At 61.9% G+C, this 19,708-nt stretch carries 16 protein-coding genes; 3 read left to right on the top strand and 13 right to left on the bottom strand.

What is annotated here, in order from left to right:
• Positions 1 to 134: 134 nt before the first annotated feature.
• Positions 135 to 485, top strand: a complete 351-nt coding sequence (locus tag IFT44_RS18430) for a BON domain-containing protein (RefSeq protein ID WP_192059934.1) — start codon at positions 135 to 137, stop codon at positions 483 to 485.
• A gap of 101 nt (positions 486 to 586) precedes the next feature.
• Here IFT44_RS18430 and IFT44_RS18425 read toward each other — a convergent pair whose 3' ends face one another.
• The 13 genes from IFT44_RS18425 to dksA all read right to left on the bottom strand — a co-directional run bounded on the left by IFT44_RS18425 (position 587) and on the right by dksA (position 17,414).
• Entirely contained in the window at positions 587 to 892 is a 306-nt protein-coding gene (locus IFT44_RS18425) for a DUF2845 domain-containing protein (RefSeq protein ID WP_192176366.1), read from the bottom strand.
• Positions 889 to 3,798: a DUF748 domain-containing protein gene (locus tag IFT44_RS18420; RefSeq protein ID WP_192176365.1), complete on the bottom strand. Its 2,910-nt coding sequence runs from the start codon at positions 3,796 to 3,798 to the stop codon at positions 889 to 891. The genes IFT44_RS18425 and IFT44_RS18420 overlap by 4 nt, the downstream gene beginning before the upstream one ends.
• A gap of 113 nt (positions 3,799 to 3,911) precedes the next feature.
• Complete coding sequence (locus IFT44_RS18415) at positions 3,912 to 4,928, bottom strand: class I SAM-dependent rRNA methyltransferase (protein ID WP_192176364.1); 1,017 nt, start codon at positions 4,926 to 4,928, stop codon at positions 3,912 to 3,914.
• A gap of 110 nt (positions 4,929 to 5,038) precedes the next feature.
• Complete coding sequence (gene pgi / locus IFT44_RS18410; RefSeq protein WP_122480175.1) at positions 5,039 to 6,703, bottom strand: glucose-6-phosphate isomerase; 1,665 nt, start codon at positions 6,701 to 6,703, stop codon at positions 5,039 to 5,041.
• Positions 6,704 to 6,922: 219 nt separating this feature from the next.
• Complete coding sequence (panC, locus tag IFT44_RS18405; protein WP_122480174.1) at positions 6,923 to 7,792, bottom strand: pantoate--beta-alanine ligase; 870 nt, start codon at positions 7,790 to 7,792, stop codon at positions 6,923 to 6,925.
• Positions 7,789 to 8,589: a 3-methyl-2-oxobutanoate hydroxymethyltransferase gene (gene panB / locus IFT44_RS18400; RefSeq protein WP_192056406.1), complete on the bottom strand. Its 801-nt coding sequence runs from the start codon at positions 8,587 to 8,589 to the stop codon at positions 7,789 to 7,791. The genes panC and panB overlap by 4 nt, the downstream gene beginning before the upstream one ends.
• A 200-nt stretch (positions 8,590 to 8,789) precedes the next feature.
• The gene (gene folK, locus IFT44_RS18395; RefSeq protein ID WP_185795378.1) at positions 8,790 to 9,266 is read right to left on the bottom strand and encodes a 2-amino-4-hydroxy-6-hydroxymethyldihydropteridine diphosphokinase; all 477 of its coding nucleotides are present in this window, start codon (positions 9,264 to 9,266) and stop codon (positions 8,790 to 8,792) included.
• Positions 9,267 to 9,268: 2 nt separating this feature from the next.
• Positions 9,269 to 10,648, bottom strand: coding sequence for a polynucleotide adenylyltransferase PcnB (locus IFT44_RS18390; protein ID WP_163007663.1), 1,380 nt, complete (start codon positions 10,646 to 10,648; stop codon positions 9,269 to 9,271).
• 707 nt (positions 10,649 to 11,355) lie between these two features.
• The gene (locus tag IFT44_RS18385; RefSeq protein WP_192056408.1) at positions 11,356 to 12,789 is read right to left on the bottom strand and encodes a sigma-54-dependent transcriptional regulator; all 1,434 of its coding nucleotides are present in this window, start codon (positions 12,787 to 12,789) and stop codon (positions 11,356 to 11,358) included.
• Positions 12,790 to 12,811: 22 nt separating this feature from the next.
• Positions 12,812 to 15,766: a sensor histidine kinase gene (locus IFT44_RS18380; protein WP_163007662.1), complete on the bottom strand. Its 2,955-nt coding sequence runs from the start codon at positions 15,764 to 15,766 to the stop codon at positions 12,812 to 12,814.
• Positions 15,750 to 15,926 carry a hypothetical protein gene (locus tag IFT44_RS18375; protein WP_003250005.1) on the bottom strand — a complete coding sequence of 59 codons (177 nt, stop codon included), beginning with the start codon at positions 15,924 to 15,926 and terminating at the stop codon, positions 15,750 to 15,752. The genes IFT44_RS18380 and IFT44_RS18375 overlap by 17 nt, the downstream gene beginning before the upstream one ends.
• A gap of 92 nt (positions 15,927 to 16,018) precedes the next feature.
• A complete protein-coding gene (gluQRS, locus tag IFT44_RS18370) occupies positions 16,019 to 16,906 on the bottom strand; it encodes a tRNA glutamyl-Q(34) synthetase GluQRS (protein WP_192104430.1) in 888 nt (295 codons plus the stop codon).
• 64 nt (positions 16,907 to 16,970) lie between these two features.
• Positions 16,971 to 17,414, bottom strand: coding sequence for an RNA polymerase-binding protein DksA (gene dksA / locus IFT44_RS18365; RefSeq protein ID WP_122480168.1), 444 nt, complete (start codon positions 17,412 to 17,414; stop codon positions 16,971 to 16,973).
• 244 nt (positions 17,415 to 17,658) lie between these two features.
• Here dksA and IFT44_RS18360 point away from each other — a divergent pair, with 244 nt between their 5' ends.
• Complete coding sequence (locus IFT44_RS18360; RefSeq protein WP_192176363.1) at positions 17,659 to 18,834, top strand: pyridoxal phosphate-dependent aminotransferase; 1,176 nt, start codon at positions 17,659 to 17,661, stop codon at positions 18,832 to 18,834.
• Positions 18,831 to 19,544: a DNA/RNA nuclease SfsA gene (gene sfsA, locus IFT44_RS18355; RefSeq protein ID WP_192176362.1), complete on the top strand. Its 714-nt coding sequence runs from the start codon at positions 18,831 to 18,833 to the stop codon at positions 19,542 to 19,544. Before IFT44_RS18360 ends, sfsA begins: the two co-directional genes overlap by 4 nt.
• Positions 19,545 to 19,708 lie beyond the last annotated feature (164 nt).

The following is a 19,708-nucleotide window of genomic DNA, read 5'->3' as shown; positions in this document are numbered from 1 at the left end:
GCAGAATTTCAAGTCGTTGATAATAAAGGGTTTTATCGATGTTGGCAGGTTGGCACGAGGTCTGCAACATTCTTGTCACCTGCAGCCAAGACATTAAACGTCTGCAGACCTTTCAAAAAACAGGAGTGACTCGTATGAAGAAGTTCGCTATTGCTGCCGCTGCTGCTACCGCGCTGACCTTGACCATGGCCAACGCTGCTTTCGCTCAACAGTCCACCCAGGCTCCAATGGTTGTTGCTGCTGGTGAAGTGACTCACGCCAAAGAAGCAACCTCCGACACTTGGATCACCACCAAGGTCAAATCCGATCTGGTCACCGAGAAAGGCATTCCAGGCACCGACATCAAGGTAGAAACCAACAAAGGCGTGGTATCCCTGTCGTCGACCGTTGCTGTGACCGATGCTCAGAAAGCTACTGCCGTGCGTATCACCAAGGCGATCAAAGGCGTGAAAGCAGTTTCCGCCGATGGCCTGAAAGCCGAGTAAGTTTCATGCGAAGGCCACAGGGACGTGGCCACTGAGAGCCCCGGCGCCATGCGACGGGGCTTTTTTTATGAGCGTCTTTAACGCCCCTTGACAATGATGGATCAGTTGCGGCTGCTTTCGATCTGCACCAGTTTGCTGCCGACGAACTTCAAGTATTGGCTCATGCCATTGGAAGGTCCATACACCCACTCTTCTATCGGCAGTTCGACGCGTCGATTGATCGGCCCCGAGCGTTCGTAGCCTGTCTGCGCCTTGCTTGCAGGCGCACCACACTTCTGCTCTACCTGAACCGCGCGATCGTTCAGCGACACCAGGGTGTTGCCACAGCGCATCGTCGAGGCGGCGTTGGCTGTGTTGCACAGCGCCAGCAGCAATGGCACGCAGGTCATCCAAGTCAATTTGTTCATTCGGCATCCAGATGCAGGGGGGTGATGATGCGCCCATCTTTTTCGGCCTGGCCCAGGGCTGCATCGATGAAGTACACACGCTCGTCCGCCAACTGGCCCTTGTCGACCAGAAAGTCCTTGATGCTGCCTGCACGGGCCTGCCCCAGCTGACGCAGCAATGCATTGTTCGAAGCCCAGGACTTGAGCACCGCTTCACGTAGCTTGTCGGTGCGGACCTTGCTTTCCAGCTGTTGCCATTCCACCGGTGGCTGACCTTTGAGCCGGGTACGGTAGATGGCTTCGAGCATCGCCGGCTTGTCGTCGTCAGGCACTTGCATCTCGGCTGCGGTGGCGGGGACTTTGTCGCCACGGCGCTGGGCCATTTTATAGTAGGTGCTTTGGTATTCGCGCTCCAGGCGTTGCTGCGCAATGAGCGGGCCGTCGCTGGCCTGGGCGCTGGTGCCTTCGATTTCCAGGCGCAGGGTCGGGCGCTCCTTCAGGGCCGCCGCCAGCTGCACCAGGGCCGCCTGGGCCTCTGGGCTCAATTCGTCCGAACCTGGGCGGAACGACACGGTGCTCAGGTCTTCCGAGCCGCCGCCACTGACCAGTCCACCGATGAACTTGAACGGCGCCTGAGCGGCACGAACCATCAGGTTGCGCAGGGTCTGCCAGACGATCGGCATGACGCTGAACTGCGGGCTGTTCAGATCGCCGCTCACCGGCAGTTCGATGGCGATCCTGCCTTGGGAGTCCTTGAGCAGCGCGATGGCCAGGCGCAGCGGCAGATCGACCGCATCCGGGCTGTCGACCTTGTCGCCCAGTTGCAGCTGTTCCACCAGCAGCTTGTTCTCTGCCTTGAGTTGGCCTTTGGTGATCAGGTAGTGCAAGTCGAGGTTAAGACGGCCCTTGCGGATGCGATACCCGGCGAACTTGCCCGAATAGGGCGTCAGGGTGGTCAGCTCCACGCGTTTGAAGCTGGTCGTGATGTCCAGGCTGGCCATCGGGTCGAACGGATTCAGCGCACCGGCGATGGTCACCGGTGCGTAGCGGTCGACCTTGCCCTGGATGTCGATGCGTGCCGGCTTGGCCTGACGGTTGTCGATCGTACCGATGCGCCCGTTGAGTTGCTGAACGGCCGTGGCAAAGTTTGGGGTGAGGCTGAAGTCGGCAAAGTTGGCCGAGCCATTGTCGATGTCCACGGCGCCGATGCGAATACCGAGCGGTTTTTCGGCACCTGCGGGTTTCCCCGCGTTGGCCGGGTTGGCGGGCTGCGCCGGTTGCGGAATCAGCAGGTCGTCGATATTGGTGGTACGGTCTTCGTTGATCATGAAGCGCGCGTAGGGCTGTTGCAGCTGCACCCGCTCGATCTCCAGACGATCGCCATGGCGATAGTCTAGGCCGTCCAAAGTCAGGTGCTGCCATTTGACGAAATCGCGTTCCTTGAGCGTATCGAGCGTGTGCAACTGATCGATTTCGGCGCGGCCGGACACCGTCATCGCCAGGGGTTCAGTGCTGGTCAGTTGCACAGCGAGATCGCTGTCGAGCATGCCGCTGCGCAGCTCCAGGCGAATCAGCGGGCTGATGTAGGCCTGCGCGACACGCAGGTCGATGTCCTGGGTGCTGACCCTCAGGCGTGCGCCAACCGGGGCCAGGCTGACCTCGCCGCTGGCCTGCAAGTGACCTTGCTTGCCCAGCCCTGTGTCCAGCTTGAGGGTGAAGGGAGCGCCGTTGAGGCTGTCGAAATCACGCAGATCCAGGTTGAGGGGCCCGAGCTCCACCGCCACGTTGTCGGTCGGCACACGGTCCGCCAGATGCACCCGGTAGTCACGCAACTGCACATCCTTGAGCAACACCTGCCAAGGCTTGGCTGGCGCGGCTGCCGGCTTGCTGGCTGCCGGCGTCTGTGCCTGCATCTGTGCCGTCGTTGGGCTGGCGAACAGCTTCTGCCAGTCGAGCTGTCCATCCGCCTCGCGGGCGGCCCAGGTTTCCAGGCCGTGACTGCGTATCTGACCAACCCTGACCAACTGCTTGACCAGATCCACCGATGTATCGCTGACCTCAAGGCGTTCGAGCCGTACCAAGGGACGGCCATCGGGAGCGGCGATCGCAAAGGGCGCAACGGTGAGGGCCACCTTGTCCAAGGTGAGTTCGGTCTGCTTGGCCAGGTTCAGGTTGTAGTCGGCACTGAGGGTGAACACGCCCTTCTCCAGGGCCAAGGGCACGCTGTCACGCACGTACGGCCACCAGACGCTCATCTGCGCATCGGTCACCTTCAGTGAGCCTTGGGAAGACACCGGGCTCAGGCCAATACGTCCGCGCCAGTCGATACGACCGCCTTGAGGGCTGTTGGCCACCAGGGTCATGTCGGCGTGATCGTCCGGCAGCGTGCTGAGGTTCTGCAGCTCCAGATTCATCGAGTCGTAGAGAAACTCGATCGGCTGGCTGGGACGCAAGTCCTTGAAATGCAGATAGCCGTCAACCAGTTTGATACTGCCGATGCGCAACGCGAAAGGTTCGGACGGTGCGTCCTGCGCAGCAGGGTCGCTGGCGGGAAGCTTGAACAAGCCGCTCAAGTTGAGCTTGCCGGTCTTGTCGAACAGCACTTCGGTCCGGGGCTTTTCCAGCTCCACCGCAACCAGATGCAGCGCGCCGGTCCACAGGCTGTCCAATTGCAGATTGGCGTACAACCGCTCGAAACCGATCTGCTCCGCGCCGGGCTCACCGATCTTCAGCCCCCACAGGGTCAGCTCGAGGCTGAACGGATTGAATTCCAGGCGCTGCAGCTGAGCAGGAACAGTGGAATAGTCTGCCAGCTGCTGATTGGCAACCCGCAGGGCGATGCCAGGCAGGATCAGGAAGCCGAGCAGAGCGTACAGCGCTACCAGCGCCACAAGGGTGGCGGCGGTGCGTTTCAATCCTTTGGACATGGAAAAGAGGCCATCTGACGTGATCGGAGGTGCTTGGAGTATGGCACGTCAATGCGGTTCCTATGACTCAGGCCGCGTAAGTCATGGAATTTTCACCAGTTGCTGTAGGAAAACTAGAAATTCAGGATCAGCGTCTTCAACGGTGGCTGGCCGTCGCTGGAAGGGAAATCGGCCGCCGGGCCCATTACCGAGCATTCACGCACGGGCCGCCCGGCTTTCTCGGCGCAGCGCAACACCTGATCACGCCAGTCGTCGAGGCTGACCTTGGCCAAATTGTTACAGCAGACCAGTACACCGCTGTCGGCCGTGGCCAGGATCGCGGGCTTGAGCAGGCTCTGGTAGTCGCGCAGCAGATCGACCGTGCCGAACGCACTCTTTGCCCAGGCGGGCGGGTCCAGAAAGACCAGATCGTACTGGCGTTGTTGCAGGCGCGGGTAGGATGGCAGCTTCTGCCCGCGACGCGGGGTGATGGGCAAACCAGCCAGTTGGCGGATGGCGGGAAAGTAATCCGACTGGATGAATTGCATGGGCGCAAGGTCGGGGTTCAGTGCACCGTTCTCGGCGCCGACTGCCAGGTTGCCTTCGGCAAAATCCAGGTTGCACACCTCGCGGGCGCCGCCTGCTGCTGCGCTCAGGCCCACGCCGCAGGTGTAGGCGAACAGGTTCAATACGCTTTTGCCAGCACTGTGTCGCTTGACCCACCCGCGCGCGTTGCGCAGGTCGAGAAACAGCAACGGGTCCTGCCCGGGATGCCGTCCGCGCACGCGATAATTCAAGCCCCATTCGTGTCCGATCATGTCGGCCAGCGCCGCGTCTTCGGCACGATACACCGTGTCTTCCCGATCGATCCGCGAGTTGCCCCGCGAACGGTCGTTGTACACCAGCAGCAGCGGCGTCTGCAGGTGTTGCTCGACGGCGCCGTACAGGGCCAGCAGATCTTCGCGTGTCAGCGTCTGATGGAAGCTTTGGATCAGCAATTGCGGACCGTAGCGGTCGACGGTCAAGCCACCGGCGCCTTCCTGGCTGCCATGGAACAGGCGATAGCAATCAGTGCCCTGTTCATGCAGTTGCTCGAGCAGCGAGGAGCGGACGTCGAGGGCGGCGCGCAGCGCCTGGATCAAAGCGGACATGCACGGAGCCTGACGCAAAAAGAAGGGAGGCAATTCTACATCAATTGCCCGGCGCAACGGGGTATCGAACCACCGCGACGCTGGCTTGCAGCGCCGCGGGGTATCCAGGGTCAGCCGCGATGACGACCGCGGAAATAGTTGATCAGGCCCTGGGTAGAGGCATCTTCGGCCAGCGATTCGTTTTCACCGATCAGGCGCTGGTAGACACCCTTGCCCAGCTCCTTGCCCAGTTCCACGCCCCACTGATCGAAAGCATTGATGCCCCACAGCACGCTCTGCACGAACACCTTGTGCTCATACATGGCTACCAGGGCGCCGAGGCGACGTGGGCTGATGCGCTCGACCACCAAGGTGTTGCTCGGACGGTTGCCGGGAATGACCTTGTGCGGGGCCAGCTTCTGCACCTCGTCTTCAGCCATGCCGCGCTCGCGCAGTTCGGCTTCGGACTCGCTGCGGCTCTTGCCCAGCATCAGCGCCTGGCTCTGCGACAGGCAGTTGGCGAACAGCCACTGGTGATGATCGGCGACCGGATTGAAACTCACCACCGGGACGATGAAGTCGGCCGGGATCATGTGGGTGCCCTGGTGCAGCAACTGGTGATAGGCATGCTGGCCGTTGCAGCCCACGCCACCCCAGATGACCGGGCCGGTGTCGATATTCACCGGCGTGCCGTCCTGGCGCACGCTCTTGCCGTTGGACTCCATGTCCAATTGCTGCAGGTGTTTGGTGATGTTGCGCAGGTAGTGGTCGTACGGCAGGATCGCGTGGCTCTTGGCATCCCAGAAATTGCCGTACCAGACCCCCAGCAAGGCCAGCAGCACCGGCATGTTCTGTTCGAACGGCGCCGATTGGAAGTGCTGGTCCATGGTGTAGGCGCCCGACAGCAGCTCCTTGAAGTTGGCCATGCCGATCGACATGGCAATCGGCAAGCCGATGGCCGACCACAGCGAATAACGCCCGCCGACCCAGTCCCACATCGGGAAGATGTTTTCTTCGCGGATCCCGAATTCGACGGCTGCGGCATTGTTGCTCGACACCGCGATGAAGTGGCGGTAAAGCTCGGCTTCCGAACCGCCCTGGGCCAGGTACCAGCCACGCGCAGCCTGGGCGTTCTTCAGCGTTTCCAGGGTGCTGAACGATTTCGAGGAAACGATGAACAGAGTGGTCTCGGCACGCAGCTTGGCCGACAGCTCGTGGAATTCGCTGCCATCGATGTTGGCCAGGTAGTGGCAGCGCACGCCTTTCTGGGCATACGGCAGCAAAGCTTCGGACACCAGTTCCGGGCCGAGGAAGGAGCCACCGATACCGATGTTCACCACGTCGGTGATCGGCTTCTCGGTGTAGCCACGCCACAGGCCGTCATGGATGCGCGTGACCAACTCGGTGATCTGGTTGAGCACCTTGTGCACGTCCGGCATCACGTTGACACCGTTGACATTGAGCTTGTCGCCCACCGGGCGGCGCAATGCGGTGTGCAACGCCGGACGGCCTTCGGAAGCGTTCAGCAGTTCGCCGGCAAACATCGCCTTGATCGCGCCTTGCAGGTCCACTTCGTTGGCCAGTTGCACCAGCAGATCGCGGGTCTGCGTGTCGATCAGGTTTTTCGAATAGTCGAGGAACAGCCCGCAGGCGCTCAGGGAGAAATGCTCGAAGCGCTGAGGGTCGGCATTGAAGGCATCGCGCATGCTGAAGTCTTGCATGGCAGCGCGGTGCTGGGTTAGCGCCTGCCAAGCGGGCAGGGTGGTCACGTCATGCGGGGTTCGGTAGTACGCCATCGCTGCAAATTTCCTTTTTCTTGAACTGCCTTTGGACATTGGAACGCTCGGCCGGTTGCGTGCCTGCTGCATCGAAAGATCCAGCAGGCGGCCAGGGTGGTTGCGGGCCGCTGATCGGCTGCCAATGCACGGTTCGGACGCTGCACCACCTTAAACCGCCGCGCGCGTTCTGTCTGCGCCTAGTGAACGATGCGCGAGGGACTTTCAGGCTGTCGCGGTTCAGCTGTGTTGAGTGTCGTGATCGAGGTCCAGGTGCAGGTTGTCAATCAGTCGTGTGGTACCCAGATTCGCCGCGAGCAGAATCACCAGGTCGCGGTCTTCGGCAGTGGCCGGACGCAGGGTCACCGCATGCCGGATTTCCAGGTACTCAGGAGCGAAGCCGGCTTGGGCAATGACCTGCTTGGCATGGTCCAGCAGCAGCGGGTAATCGCGACGGCCCTGGCTTATCTGCGCCGCGACCTGGCTGAGCACCTGATACAGCAGAGGTGCCTGGGCACGCTGCTCCTGGCTCAGATACCCATTGCGCGAAGACAGCGCCAGGCCGTCTTCGGCACGCACGGTCGGCTCGCCGATGATCTGGATGGGCATATTGAGGTCGCGTACCAGCGCGCGAATCACGGCCAGTTGCTGGTAGTCCTTCTGCCCAAACACGGCAAGGTCCGGCTGGACCATGTTGAACAGCTTGCTGACCACCGTCGCCACACCTTCGAAATGGCCTGGACGACTGCTGCCGCACAAGCCCTCGGACAATTGCGGAACGCTCACTCGGGTCTGCCCGGCCATGCCATCGGGGTACATTTCCGCTGCCGATGGTGCGAACAGCAGGCTGCAGCCTGCCTGCACCAGCCGTTCCTGATCGGCCGCCAGGGTGCGCGGGTACTTGTCCAGGTCTTCGCCGGCGCCGAATTGCAACGGGTTGACGAAGATACTCGCCACGACGAAATCGACACGCTGGGTAGCCTTGGCGACCAGCGCGGCATGACCGCTGTGCAGGTTGCCCATGGTCGGCACCAGGCCGATACGCTTGCCTTCGCCACGGGCACGGGCCACGGCGGCGCGCAGTTCTCGTACGGTCTTGACGGTGTTCATGAGGCGAATCCATGTTCAGGTGCGGGGAAATCCACCGCCTTGACGGCGGCTACGTAGGCGCGCAGTGCGCCTTGAATATCGCTCTGCCCGGCCATGAAGTTTTTCACGAACCGCGGCACGCGGCCGCTCAGGGAGAGCCCGAGCATGTCGTGCAGAACCAGCACCTGGCCGTCGACCGCACTGCCGGCGCCAATGCCGATCACCGGCACTTTCACTGCCTGGGCAATATCGGCAGCCAACTCGACGGGCACGCATTCGAGCAGCAGCATGGCCGCTCCGGCCTGCTCCAGGGCGATGGCGTCGGCACGCATCTGGCGTGCCTGGATGTCCTGGCGCCCTTGCACCTTGTAGCCGCCCAGCAGGTTCACCGATTGCGGGGTCAGCCCCAGGTGGACGCAGGCTGGAATACCGCGCTCGGCCAGCAGGCGCACCGATTCGGCGAGCCAGGCGGCGCCTTCGAGCTTGACCATGTGCGCCCCGGCCTGCATCAACAGTGCACTGTTGGCCAGGGTTTGCTCGCAGGTGGAATAAGCCATGAACGGCAGGTCGGCAACGATGAAGGCCCCCTGATTGCCACGTTTCACACAGCCGACATGGTAGGCCATGTCCGCCACGGTCACCGGCAAGGTACTGTCATGCCCCTGCAGCACCATGCCCAGCGAATCCCCCACCAACAATACTTCGACGCCGGCCGCGCAGGCGGCGTGGGCGAACGTCGCGTCGTAGCAGGTCAGCATGGTGATCTTTTCGCCCTTGAGCTTGAGGCTCTGCAGGGCGGTCAGGGTGAGTTCGGGCATGAAAAGTATCCTCGGGCTGGCGCTGTGTCGACACAACATCATCTGTCGTGATGTTTGGAAACCCACTCATAAAGGTTGGTTTCGCGCCGTTTGGCACCTCGGGGGTGCAACGGGCCGCCTATAGTCGTGAGCACGACCGGGGAAGTCAATTGGGTTGACGGCTTCTGCGCGAACAGAGCCTGCGAAGAGGCCTGCCTGCGCTACAGCCTCTCCAGCCCTGCGAACGGGCAGGCAGCCAGCAACTCGCGCAGGCTGCGGCCGTCCGCCAGCATGAAGCCCTCTTCAACCACTTCGGCCAGCGGATACAGCACGAATGCACGGGCTTGAAGGTGGTAGTGCGGCACTTGCAAACGAGGCTCGTCGATCACCCGGTCGGCATAGGTGATGATATCCAGGTCCAGGGTGCGCGGCCCCCAGCGCTCGGCACGCTCGCGGCCCTGCTCGTTCTCGATCGCCTGCAGCGCATCGAGCAGTGGCAGCGGCGCCAGCCCGGTGTCCAGGGCTGCTACGGCATTGCTGTAGCGCGGCTGGCCGGGCAGCAGTGAATCGCTGGTGTAGAACGAAGAAACCGCTGCCAGCGTGGTGTCCGGCAGTGCGGCCAGGGCCTGCAGGGCCTCATGCAATTGCCGTTGCGGGCTATCCAGATTGCTGCCCAGCCCGATGTGCACGCGCACCATGCTTATTCGTCGCCCTCGGCGCGCTTGCGCTTGGTGCCGGTACGACGACGCTTGCGTGGCGCACCTGATTCGTCCTTGCCGCCCAGGTCCGCGATCATCTCGCGGCGCTGACTGTCGTTGCAGTCCTGATAGTCGGTCCACCACTCACCCAGGCCTTCGGTCTCTTCGCCGGCTTTTTCGCGCAGCAGCAGGAAGTCGTAGCCGGCGCGGAAGCGCGGATTGTCGAGCAACAGGTCGGCACGCTTGCCGCTGCGGCGCGGCAGGCGCTCCTGCATGTCCCAGATCTCGCGAATAGGGATGGTGAAACGCTTGGGAATGGCGACGCGCTGACATTGCTCGGCAACCAGCTCATGGGCCGCCTCCTGCATTGCCGGGATCGGTGGCATGCCACGGCTCTGCAGGCGCAGTACGCGTGCCGGCAACGCCGGCCAGAGCAGGGCGGCGAACAGAAAGGCCGGCGTCACCGGTTTGCCCTGCTTGATGCGCAGGTCAGTGTTGCGCAGCGCCTCGCTGATCAACGTATGGGTGTAGGTCGGCGTGTCCTCCAGCGCCTGCGTGGTCGCCGGAAACAGCGAATCGAACAGGTGAAGGTCGACCAGCATCTCGAACGTGTCGGCGGCATGGCCGGACAGGAACAGCTTGAGCACTTCCTCGAACAGGCGTGCCGACGGTATCTCGCGCAGCATCGGCGCCAGCTCGCGAATCGGCGCAGCCGTGTGCTTCTCGATGCCGAAATCCAGCTTGGCGGCAAAGCGTACGGCCCGCAGCATGCGCACCGGATCTTCCTGATAGCGCTGAGTTGGATCACCGATCAGGCGAATCAGGCGGTTGCGCACGTCGTGTACGCCATTGGCGTAGTCCAGGATGCGTTCGCTGACCGGATCGTAGTACAGGGCATTGATGGTCAGGTCGCGGCGCTGGGCGTCGTCTTCCAGGGTGCCGTAGACGTTGTCGCGCAGGATGCGTCCGCTCTCGCTGCTCGAGGAGCGATGCACGTCCTGTTCGTCGTCTTCTTCCGGGTGATTGGCGCGGAACGTCGCGACCTCGATGATCTCGCGGCCGAAATGGATGTGCACGAGCTTGAAGCGTCGGCCAATCACTCGCGCATTGCGAAACTCGGCCCGTACCTGTTCGGGCGTGGCGCTGGTAGCGACGTCGAAATCCTTGGGCACGATGCCCAGCATGAGGTCACGTACGCAACCGCCTACAAGATAGGCCTGGTAGCCAGCAGTCTGCAGGCGTTCGACGATGCCCACGGCGTGGCGGCTGAACTGGCTGCGCTGCAGCGAGTGTTGGCCAGCATTGAGCACTTCGGGCGTGGTACGCCGGTGCTGCGGATGACGCGCGGGAGTATTCAAAGACTTGAACAGCTTCTTCAGCATGGGATGCACTGTTTGAAGGGATTTTCGGCCATATACGAAGAACGACCGCATGATGGGCGGGGATTCTAGCATTTAGTCGAGGGATGGTGTAGGAGGCTGCGCCGGTCGGCACAAGCGGCAGGACAAAAGCCGGAAACTACAAGGGGAGCCGAAGCTCCCCAAGAAGTAGTTGCGTGCTCTGTTTTTGTTTTTTGTCGGGCTTTTTGTTTTTGTTGAGTGCCCTGCCCACCGAACCTGGGTTCGGGGGTGTCTCCCTATTCGGGAGCAAGAGCAAACGGATTGCTTTGGTCGCTGTGCTGTGATGATCAATGTGATCCAACCAGTTCTGGCATCTGCTTCAAAGCAGTTGTTGTAGTTCTCTGCCTGGCTGCGGGTTTCCCCAAAAACAACGCCTCTCCAAAAGAATCAGTTAGCTGCGCCTCCGCCGTGTTGTTCTTGTTATGCGTGAGTCGATTCGTCTTGTTCTTGTTATGAGTTTGCTTGCTTGTTGTTGTTCTTGTACCAGAGATATAGCAGGTCCCATGCCAACTTTTGCAAACCCCTCAAGAACGGGGCTTTGCGAGGAGGAGGGCGGTGATCGAGGGCTGAAATTGACCCTGTATTCGTTACCGATGGAACCGTGTCTTGTTACGTCGCAGGCCTAGGGTAACAGTTTGTCACGGCTACCCGTCAACCCGCGCAAACCCGCGGGCTAGAGCTGAAACGTATCAGCTTTCGCTGGCCACGCTCGACTTGCGCCTTGGAATCCCCAGGCGCTGGCGACGCTCCCACAGGCACTTGCGACTGACGCCCAATTTGCGCGCCAATTCGGTCTCGGTCATGTGGTCTTGATGCTCCAGCACGAAGTGCTGGAAATAGTCTTCCAGGGAAAGATCTTCGGTGGGATCGTGGGCCGTGTTGTTCGCCCCGTTCTGCTGGGATGGCAGGCCGACGAAGTCATCGGTGTCCTGCAGGTCGGCAAGTTCGATGTCGATGCCCAGCAGTTCGGCCGATATCTCGGTGCTCTCGGTCAGGATCACCGAGCGCTCGACGGCGTTCTCCAGTTCCCGCACATTGCCGGGCCAGGAATACTGGCGGATGGCCTGTTCGGCATCGGCGGCAAAGCGCAGGTCGGTCCGCCCGATCCGTGAGCTCTGGCGAATCAGGAACGCCTTGGCAATTTCGCCGACATCGGCGCCGCGCTCGCGCAGGGGCGGCAACTTCAAGGCAATCACGTGCAGCCGGTAGTAGAGGTCTTCGCGGAACTGCCCCAGCTTGGCCAGGCTTTTCAGGTCCCGGTGGGTTGCGGCAATCAGGCGAACGTCGACTTTCTGCGACTGCACCGAGCCTACGCGGCGAATCTCGCCTTCCTGCAGAACCCTGAGCAAGCGCGCCTGGGCCTCGAGAGGCAACTCGCCGATCTCGTCGAGAAACAGCGTTCCGCCATCGGCAGCCTCGACCAGCCCGGCGCGCCCGGCGCTGGCGCCGGTGAAGGCACCTTTCTCGTGACCGAACAGTTCGGATTCGATCAGGGTTTCCGGGATCGCCGCACAGTTCACCGAGATCATCGGTGCCTTCGCGCGCCGGGACAGGTTGTGCAGTGCCCGCGCGACAAGTTCCTTGCCGGTGCCGGACTCACCTTGGATCAGTACGTTGGAATCGGTCGGGGCGACCTTGCGGATCTTGCTGTAGAGGTCCTGCATGGGCGGGCAGGAACCAATGATACCGATATCGCCATTGGCATTCTGCGCGGCGGGTTTTTCCGCACCGGCCTTGTTCGCCGGGCGCTCCACCGCTGCCGCGGGTGCGTTGTGGCGATCGCGCAGGATACGCGCGGCGGCCTGGAGCATTTCATCGTGGTCGAAGGGCTTGGCGATGTAGTCGACCGCGCCCATTTTCATCGAGTCCACTGCCGAGCGCAGGCTGGCATAGCTGGTCATGATGAGCACCGGGGTGCCCTCGCCCAGCTTGATCAATTCGGTGCCCGGTGCACCTGGCAGGCGCAGGTCGCTGATGATCAGGTCGAACGATGCGATGCTGAACCGCTCCTGCGCTTCCTGCACGGAGCCGGCCTCACTGACCTGATACTGGTTGCGTTCGAGCAGGCGACGCAGGGCAGATCGAATGATGGTTTCGTCTTCGACGATCAAAATATGCGGCATTGATTCAATTCTCTCGACGGTCTCAGTTCACAGCGGACGTCGCTTCGACATGACGCGGCAATGTCACCCGAATTCGGGTACCGCGCTGGCTCAGGGGATCGGCCGGGCTGTCGATGGTGATCTGTCCATAATGCTCTTCAACGATGGAATAGACCAGAGCGAGCCCCAGTCCGGTTCCTTCGCCCGGGTCCTTGGTAGTGAAGAACGGTTCGAATAACCGATCCATGATGTTCTTGGGAATACCGCTGCCTTCGTCCTCGACGATGAGGTCGACGGTGTGTTCGCACGCTTCGGTCTTGACCCGTACCGCGCCTCCGGCCACAGAGGCATCCCGGGCGTTGGACAACAGGTTGATCAGCACCTGGGCCAGGCGTTGTGGATCACCCACGGCCCAGTGCTCCGGATCGCACAGGTTGTAGAACTGGATCTCGAAGTTGCGCCTGTTCAGCGCCAACAGGCCGATGGCATCCTGCGCTACCTGAGCCAGGTTGACCGGCTCGTCACTGTGCTGGTGGCCGCCGGCATGGGCAAAGCTCATCAGCGACTGGACGATGCGCGACACGCGTTTGGTCTGCTCGAGAATCTGGCTGCTCAGTTCGGTGATCTCGCTGTCTTCCTCGCGCTCCTCGCGCAGGTTCTGCGCCAGGCAGGCGATGCCGGTGATCGGGTTGCCGATCTCGTGGGCGACCCCGGCCGCCAGCCTGCCGATGCTCGCCAGCCGCTCGGAGTGCACCAGCTTGTCTTCGAGCATCTGCGTTTCGGTCAGGTCCTCGACCAACACCACCAGCCCGCTGTTGCCGGGCGCGAGCGGCTCGTCGATGGCGGCCTTGTGCAGGTTCAGCCAGCGTGTCTGCCCATCCAGGGCCAGGCGTTGCTTGTGCAGGTGCTCATCGGGCACGTTGATGAAGTCGATCAGCAGGCTGCGCCATGGCTGGCTGATGGTTACCAGGCGCGAGCCGACCACATGCTGCGCAGGCACGCCGGTCAGGTCTTCCATAGCCTTGTTCCACATCAGGATCTCCTGGTCCTTGGCCAGCGAGCAAACGCCCATGGGCAGCTCCTGCAGGGTCTGTCGATGATAGCGGCGCAAGGCATCGAGCTCGGCGGCAAGGCCGGTCAGGCGCGAGTGATAATCTTCCAGCCGGCTTTCGATGAAGTGGATGTCCTCGGTGACATAGTTCTCGCTGCCTGATTTATAGGGCAGGAACGTTTCCACCATGTCCTGCGCCACGCTGGGGCCCATCAGCCCGGACAGATTGGCTTCGATCCGGTCCCGCAGGCGCCGCAATGCGTAGGGCCTGCGCTCGTCGAAGGGCAGGTAGAGGTCGCGCAGGGCCTGTTCCACCTCGCGCTGGGCGGCCTTGGCGCCCAACGGTTTGGCCAGCTGCGTGGCGAACTCCTGGGGGGATGCGGCATGCAGTTCGCGCCGCTGCGGGCGCCGCACGTTATCCACGGCACAAGCTTCGGCAGCACTGACTTCTTCGCTGCTGGCAGCGGTGAACAGCGAGATCAGCGTGAACAGCAATACGTTGGCAGCCAGGGAAGCGATGGCTGCCATGTGCCAGCTGGTATCGTCGAGCACGTAGATCATGTTCAGGCGCGGGATGTAGAAGCCTTGCAGGTTGCCGATCAGCGGCAGCAGCATGGTCACCAGCCAGACGGCCATGCCGGCCAGCAGGCCGGCGATGAATCCGCGTCGATTGGCGGTGGGCCAGTACAGCACCGACAGCACGCCCGGCAGAAACTGCAGCGTGGCGACAAAGGCGACGATCCCCAGGTGTGCAAGGTCCTGCTTGGCGCCCAGCAGCAGGTAGAAGGCATAGCCGGCCATGATGATGGCCACGATCAGCGCCCGGCGTGTCCATTTCAGCCAGCGGTAGATGTTGCCTTCGGCCGGCGGCTGGTACAGCGGCAACACCAGATGGTTGAGCATCATGCCCGACAGCGCCAGGGTGGTGACGATGATCAGCCCGCAGGACGCGGAAAGTCCGCCTACATAAGCCAGCAGCGCCAGTGACTTGCTGTTGGCGGCAATACCGATGCCCAGGGTGAAGAACTCGGGGCTGGTCGTCGCGCCCAGGCGCAGGCCGGCCCACAGGATCAGCGGCACCGCCAGGCTCATCAGCAGCAGGAACAGCGGCAGCCCCCAACTGGCACTGACCAGCGCACGCGGATTGAGGTTTTCGGTGAAGACCATGTGGTACATGTGCGGCATGACGATCGCCGAGGCGAAGAACACCAGCAGCAGCGTGCGCCAGGGTCCCTCTTGCAGCGGCGCATGCAGCGAAGCGAGGGCCGTCTGGTTCTGCAGCAGCCATTGCTCCAGATCGTGCGGGCCGTCGAACACCCCGTACAGGGCATACAGGCCAATACCGCCCAGGGCGATCAGTTTGATCACGGATTCGAAGGCGATGGCAAATACCAGGCCTTCATGCTTCTCGCGGGTGGCGATGTGGCGTGAGCCGAAGAAGATCGTGAACAGCGTGATCAGCACGCAAAAACTCAACGCCACGTGGTTCTGCACCGGTTCGCGAGTCATGATGCCAATGGAATCGGCCACCGCCTGGATCTGCAACGCGAGCAGAGGCAGTACGCCGACCAGCATGAACACCGTGGTCAGCGCGCCGGCCCAGGTGCTGCGAAAACGAAACGCGAAAAGGTCTGCCAACGACGACAATTGGTAGGTACGGGTGACCTTGAGTATCGGATACAGCAACACCGGCGCCAGCAGGAACGCGCCGGAAACCCCCAGGTAGCAAGCCAGGAAACCATAGCCGTATTGATAGGCCAGGCCCACGGTGCCATAGAACGCCCAGGCGCTGGCATAGACACCCAGCGACAAGGTGTAGGTCAGCGGATGGCGGATGATCGCCCGCGCGATCATGCCGCGCTCGCTGACCCAGGCCACGGCGAACAGCACCAGCAGGTACGCGGCGCTGACCAGCAGCATCTGGGTAAGGCTAAAGCTCATCGGCATCACGCTGGCTCTGCAGGATAAAGGTCACCACGATCAGAATCAGCCACAGCAGGTAAGGTCGATACCACGCGCCCGTGGGCTCGATCCACCAGTCCATGATGGCGGGGGAGAACAGGTATATCCCCACCACCAGAAGCAGGACCAAACGATAGATATACATGCTGGCCTCGGGGTAGGGTAAGTGTGCGAAAACAGTGCGGCGATGGTAGCGGATCGGCGTGTCCCTGCGAAGAGCCGGGCACCAGCCGATCGCTACTCCAGCTGCGCTTCCGCCACCGTGCGCACCGGGGGAATCGCACCACTGTCCCAATGCTCCACACCCCAGCGCAACACATCGTCCACACTGCCGTGCGCCAGGTCCGCCTCGGGCCGCTGGCCCAGCGCCCGCAGGGCACGCACCAGCAGTGGCGCAGCCTGGTCCGCATCCAGGGGCGGCGATCGGTAGCTTTTGCCCAGCTTGTTGCCGTCTGGCTGGGTGATCAAGGGAACATGAAGGTATCGCGGCTGCGGCAACCCGAGCAGCTCCTGCAGATACAGATGGCGCGGCGTCGAATCGAGCAGGTCGGCACCGCGCACGATGTCGGTCACTCCCTGCCACGCATCGTCCAGCACCACGGCCAGTTGATAGGCATACAGACCGTCGCGACGACGAATGACGAAATCCCCCGACTCGCTGCCCAAATGTTGTGCATACGTTCCCTGGACACGGTCCTCGAAGCGATAGCGCAGTTCCGGGACGCGCAGGCGGATGGCTGCATCCTGCGTGGAATGTCCGGCATTGCGGCACGTGCCGGGATAGATCCCTTGGTAGGGTTCCAACTGCTTGCGTGAGCAGGTGCACGCATAGGCCAGCCCCTGCGCCAACAGGCGGTCGATCACCTGTTGATAGGCCGCATGCCGCTGGCTCTGGTAGACCACCTCGCCATCCCACTGCAACCCGTAGCGCTCAAGGGTCTTGAGGATCGCTGCCGGTGCGCCGGCGACTTCTCTGGGCGGGTCCAGGTCTTCCATGCGCAGCAACCAGCGGCCACCTGCGGCGCGTGCGTCCAGCCATGAGGCCAGAGCGGCCACCAAGGAGCCGAAATGCAGGTAGCCGCTCGGGGTCGGAGCAAAGCGACCTATATAAGGAAGGGTAGTCATGGGTGCGGGATTCTACGGGCAATACAGAAACAAAAGGGCGCCGTGGCGCCCCTTTGTCGACAGGTCACTTGCCGACCTGTTTTTCCTTGATTTCCGCCAAGGTCTTGCAGTCGATGCATAGATCGGCGGTCGGACGTGCCTCGAGACGGCGAATGCCGATCTCGATGCCGCAGGATTCGCACCAGCCGTACTCTTCGTCTTCGATCAACTGCAGCGTCTTGTCGATCTTCTTGATCAACTTGCGCTCGCGATCGCGCGCGCGCAGTTCGAGGCTGAATTCCTCTTCCTGGCTGGCCCGATCGGCCGGGTCTGGAAAGTTGGCGGCTTCATCCTTCATGTGGTCGACGGTGCGATCCACTTCCTGCATCAAGTCTTGTTTCCACTTGTTCAGGATCTTGGTGAAGTGAGCACGCATCGGCGCGCCCATGTATTCCTCGCCCTTCGTCGCAACGTAGGGAGCGAAGCCGGAAAAGTTGCCAGTACTTTGTTGCTTTTCATTGGTGGGCATGAATCAACCGCCTCTCGCTCTACTAATCCATTGCGCAGGATGATCCCTCTCCGACACCCGCCGGCCCTGCGACTGCAAGCCGGCGAACTTACCAGATCGAACCAGCACGCGCTACTCCCGGTTGTCGTGCCCGGAACGCCTGCGTCGCAGGCACGATGTGGTGGGTTTCGATCGCACGTTCGGCGAAACGTTCGATGCAAAGGTTGGGTAGAATCGGCTTTTTTCCTCGTCCCAAGGAATACCCATGGCTTCGCTCTACAGCGCACGCAGTCGCGCCATCGAACCTTTTCACGTGATGGCGCTGTTGGCCCGTGCCAATGAACTGCAGAGCCAGGGTCACGACGTGATCCACCTGGAAATCGGCGAACCAGACTTCACCACGGCGGCCCCCATCGTTGCCGCCGGGCAGGCCGCATTGGCCGCTGGCCATACCCGCTACACCGCAGCGCGAGGCCTGCCGGCGCTGCGCGAGGCGATCGCCGGTTTCTATCAGCAGCGCTACGGCCTGGACATCGACCCGCAGCGCATCATGATCACGCCGGGCGGCTCGGGAGCCTTGCTGCTGGCCGCCAGCCTGCTGGTCGATCCGGGCAAGCACTGGCTCCTGGCAGACCCCGGCTACCCGTGCAATAGGCACTTTCTGCGCCTGGTCGAGGGCGCCGCGCATCTGGTGCCGGTAGGCCCCGAACAGCGCTACCAGCTCAACGCCCAACTGGTGGAGCAGCACTGGGACGAGCACAGCGTCGGCGCCTTGGTGGCATCGCCTGCCAACCCTACCGGCACACTGTTGAACAAGGACGAACTGAGCGCATTGAGCCAGGCCGTCAAGGCGCGCCAGGGGCATCTGGTGGTCGACGAGATCTACCACGGCTTGACCTATGGCACGACGGCCGCCAGCGTGCTTGAAGTGGACGACGACGCATTCGTCCTGAATAGTTTTTCCAAGTATTTCGGAATGACCGGATGGCGACTTGGCTGGCTGGTCGCGCCGCCCCAAGCCATTCCTGAGCTGGAAAAGCTGGCGCAGAATCTGTACATCAGTGCGCCGAGCATGGCGCAACATGCAGCATTGGCCTGCTTCGAACCGGCCACGCTGGAGATCTTCGAGCAACGCCGCGAAGCCTTCGGTCACCGCCGTGACTATCTGCTGCCCGCCTTGCGTGCCTTGGGCTTTGCGATTGCGGTCGAGCCTGAGGGTGCGTTCTACCTGTATGCCGATATCAGTGCATTCAGCGACGATGCCTTCGCGTTCTGCCAGCATTTCCTGGAAACCGAGCACGTTGCTTTCACGCCCGGCCTGGATTTCGGCCGCTACAAGGCCAGCCACCATGTGCGCTTCGCCTATACCCAAAGCCTTCCCCGATTGGAGCAGGCTGTGGCGCGGATTGCCCGTGGCCTGCAGAGCTGGCAGGCGCGATGATTTTTTCGCCGGCCCTGGAGCAGGGGCGCCTGATCCAGCGCTACAAGCGGTTTCTGGCCGACATCGAACTTGAAAGCGGTGAGCGAGTGACCATCCACTGCCCCAACACCGGCTCGATGCTCAACTGCATGATGCCCGGTGGCCGCGTGTGGTTCACCCGCTCCAGCGACCCCAAGCGCAAGCTTCCAGGCACATGGGAGATCAGCGAAACACCGCAAGGTCGGCTGGCATGCATCAATACCGCGCGGGCCAACGCTCTGGTCGAGGAGGCATTGCACGCAGGTCGCATACCGGAGCTTGCCGGCTTCGTTGCGCTCAAACGCGAAGTGCCCTATGGCCAGGAGCGCAGCCGTATCGACTTCCGGCTGGACTATCCTGGCGCGTCCGCATGGGTCGAAGTAAAGAGTGTGACCCTGGGCTTTGCCGGAAGTCGCATTGCAGCGTTTCCCGACGCTGTCACCCAGCGCGGCGCGAAGCACTTGCGCGAGCTGGCCGTACTGGCGCGCAGCGGAGTGCGGGCCGTGCAGTTGTACTGCGTCAACCTTGACGGTGTGGATGCTGTACGCCCCGCTACCGAGATAGACGCAGGCTACGCATTGGCATTGCGCCAGGCAGTGGAGGCTGGTGTTGAAGTGCTGGCTTATGGGGTGCATCTGGATACGCACGAGATTGTCATCGACCATCGCTTGCCGGTAATCCTGCAAGGCTGAGTGGGCGAGGTGCTGCAAAAGTCGAGGCAAAAAAAGACCCGGCAAAGTGCCGGGTCAATAACCGTGATTAGCCTGATGAGGAGACATCTGAAAGTCCGAACCAAGGGCCTTCCAGAGATCACCAGTCTCGCGACTGGATGTGATAATCATAACGATTCTCATTT

Source organism: Pseudomonas sp. CFBP 13710, assembly GCF_014842235.1.
GTDB classification, from domain to species: Bacteria; Pseudomonadota; Gammaproteobacteria; order Pseudomonadales; family Pseudomonadaceae; genus Aquipseudomonas; species Aquipseudomonas baltica.
This window is presented reverse-complemented; position numbering and strand designations above follow the sequence as displayed.

Coding starts and splice junctions, on each gene's coding strand:
- IFT44_RS18385 (WP_192056408.1), bottom strand. CDS start 12,789: ATGCCGCATATTTTGATCGTCGAAGACGAAACCATCATTCGATCTGCC.
- IFT44_RS18360 (WP_192176363.1), top strand. CDS start 17,659: ATGGCTTCGCTCTACAGCGCACGCAGTCGCGCCATCGAACCTTTTCAC.
- pgi (WP_122480175.1), bottom strand. CDS start 6,703: ATGGCGTACTACCGAACCCCGCATGACGTGACCACCCTGCCCGCTTGG.
- IFT44_RS18380 (WP_163007662.1), bottom strand. CDS start 15,766: ATGCCGATGAGCTTTAGCCTTACCCAGATGCTGCTGGTCAGCGCCGCG.
- gluQRS (WP_192104430.1), bottom strand. CDS start 16,906: ATGACTACCCTTCCTTATATAGGTCGCTTTGCTCCGACCCCGAGCGGC.
- sfsA (WP_192176362.1), top strand. CDS start 18,831: ATGATTTTTTCGCCGGCCCTGGAGCAGGGGCGCCTGATCCAGCGCTAC.
- IFT44_RS18375 (WP_003250005.1), bottom strand. CDS start 15,926: ATGTATATCTATCGTTTGGTCCTGCTTCTGGTGGTGGGGATATACCTG.
- dksA (WP_122480168.1), bottom strand. CDS start 17,414: ATGCCCACCAATGAAAAGCAACAAAGTACTGGCAACTTTTCCGGCTTC.
- IFT44_RS18415 (WP_192176364.1), bottom strand. CDS start 4,928: ATGTCCGCTTTGATCCAGGCGCTGCGCGCCGCCCTCGACGTCCGCTCC.
- IFT44_RS18390 (WP_163007663.1), bottom strand. CDS start 10,648: ATGCTGAAGAAGCTGTTCAAGTCTTTGAATACTCCCGCGCGTCATCCG.
- panB (WP_192056406.1), bottom strand. CDS start 8,589: ATGCCCGAACTCACCCTGACCGCCCTGCAGAGCCTCAAGCTCAAGGGC.
- IFT44_RS18430 (WP_192059934.1), top strand. CDS start 135: ATGAAGAAGTTCGCTATTGCTGCCGCTGCTGCTACCGCGCTGACCTTG.
- panC (WP_122480174.1), bottom strand. CDS start 7,792: ATGAACACCGTCAAGACCGTACGAGAACTGCGCGCCGCCGTGGCCCGT.
- folK (WP_185795378.1), bottom strand. CDS start 9,266: ATGGTGCGCGTGCACATCGGGCTGGGCAGCAATCTGGATAGCCCGCAA.
- IFT44_RS18425 (WP_192176366.1), bottom strand. CDS start 892: ATGAACAAATTGACTTGGATGACCTGCGTGCCATTGCTGCTGGCGCTG.
- IFT44_RS18420 (WP_192176365.1), bottom strand. CDS start 3,798: ATGTCCAAAGGATTGAAACGCACCGCCGCCACCCTTGTGGCGCTGGTA.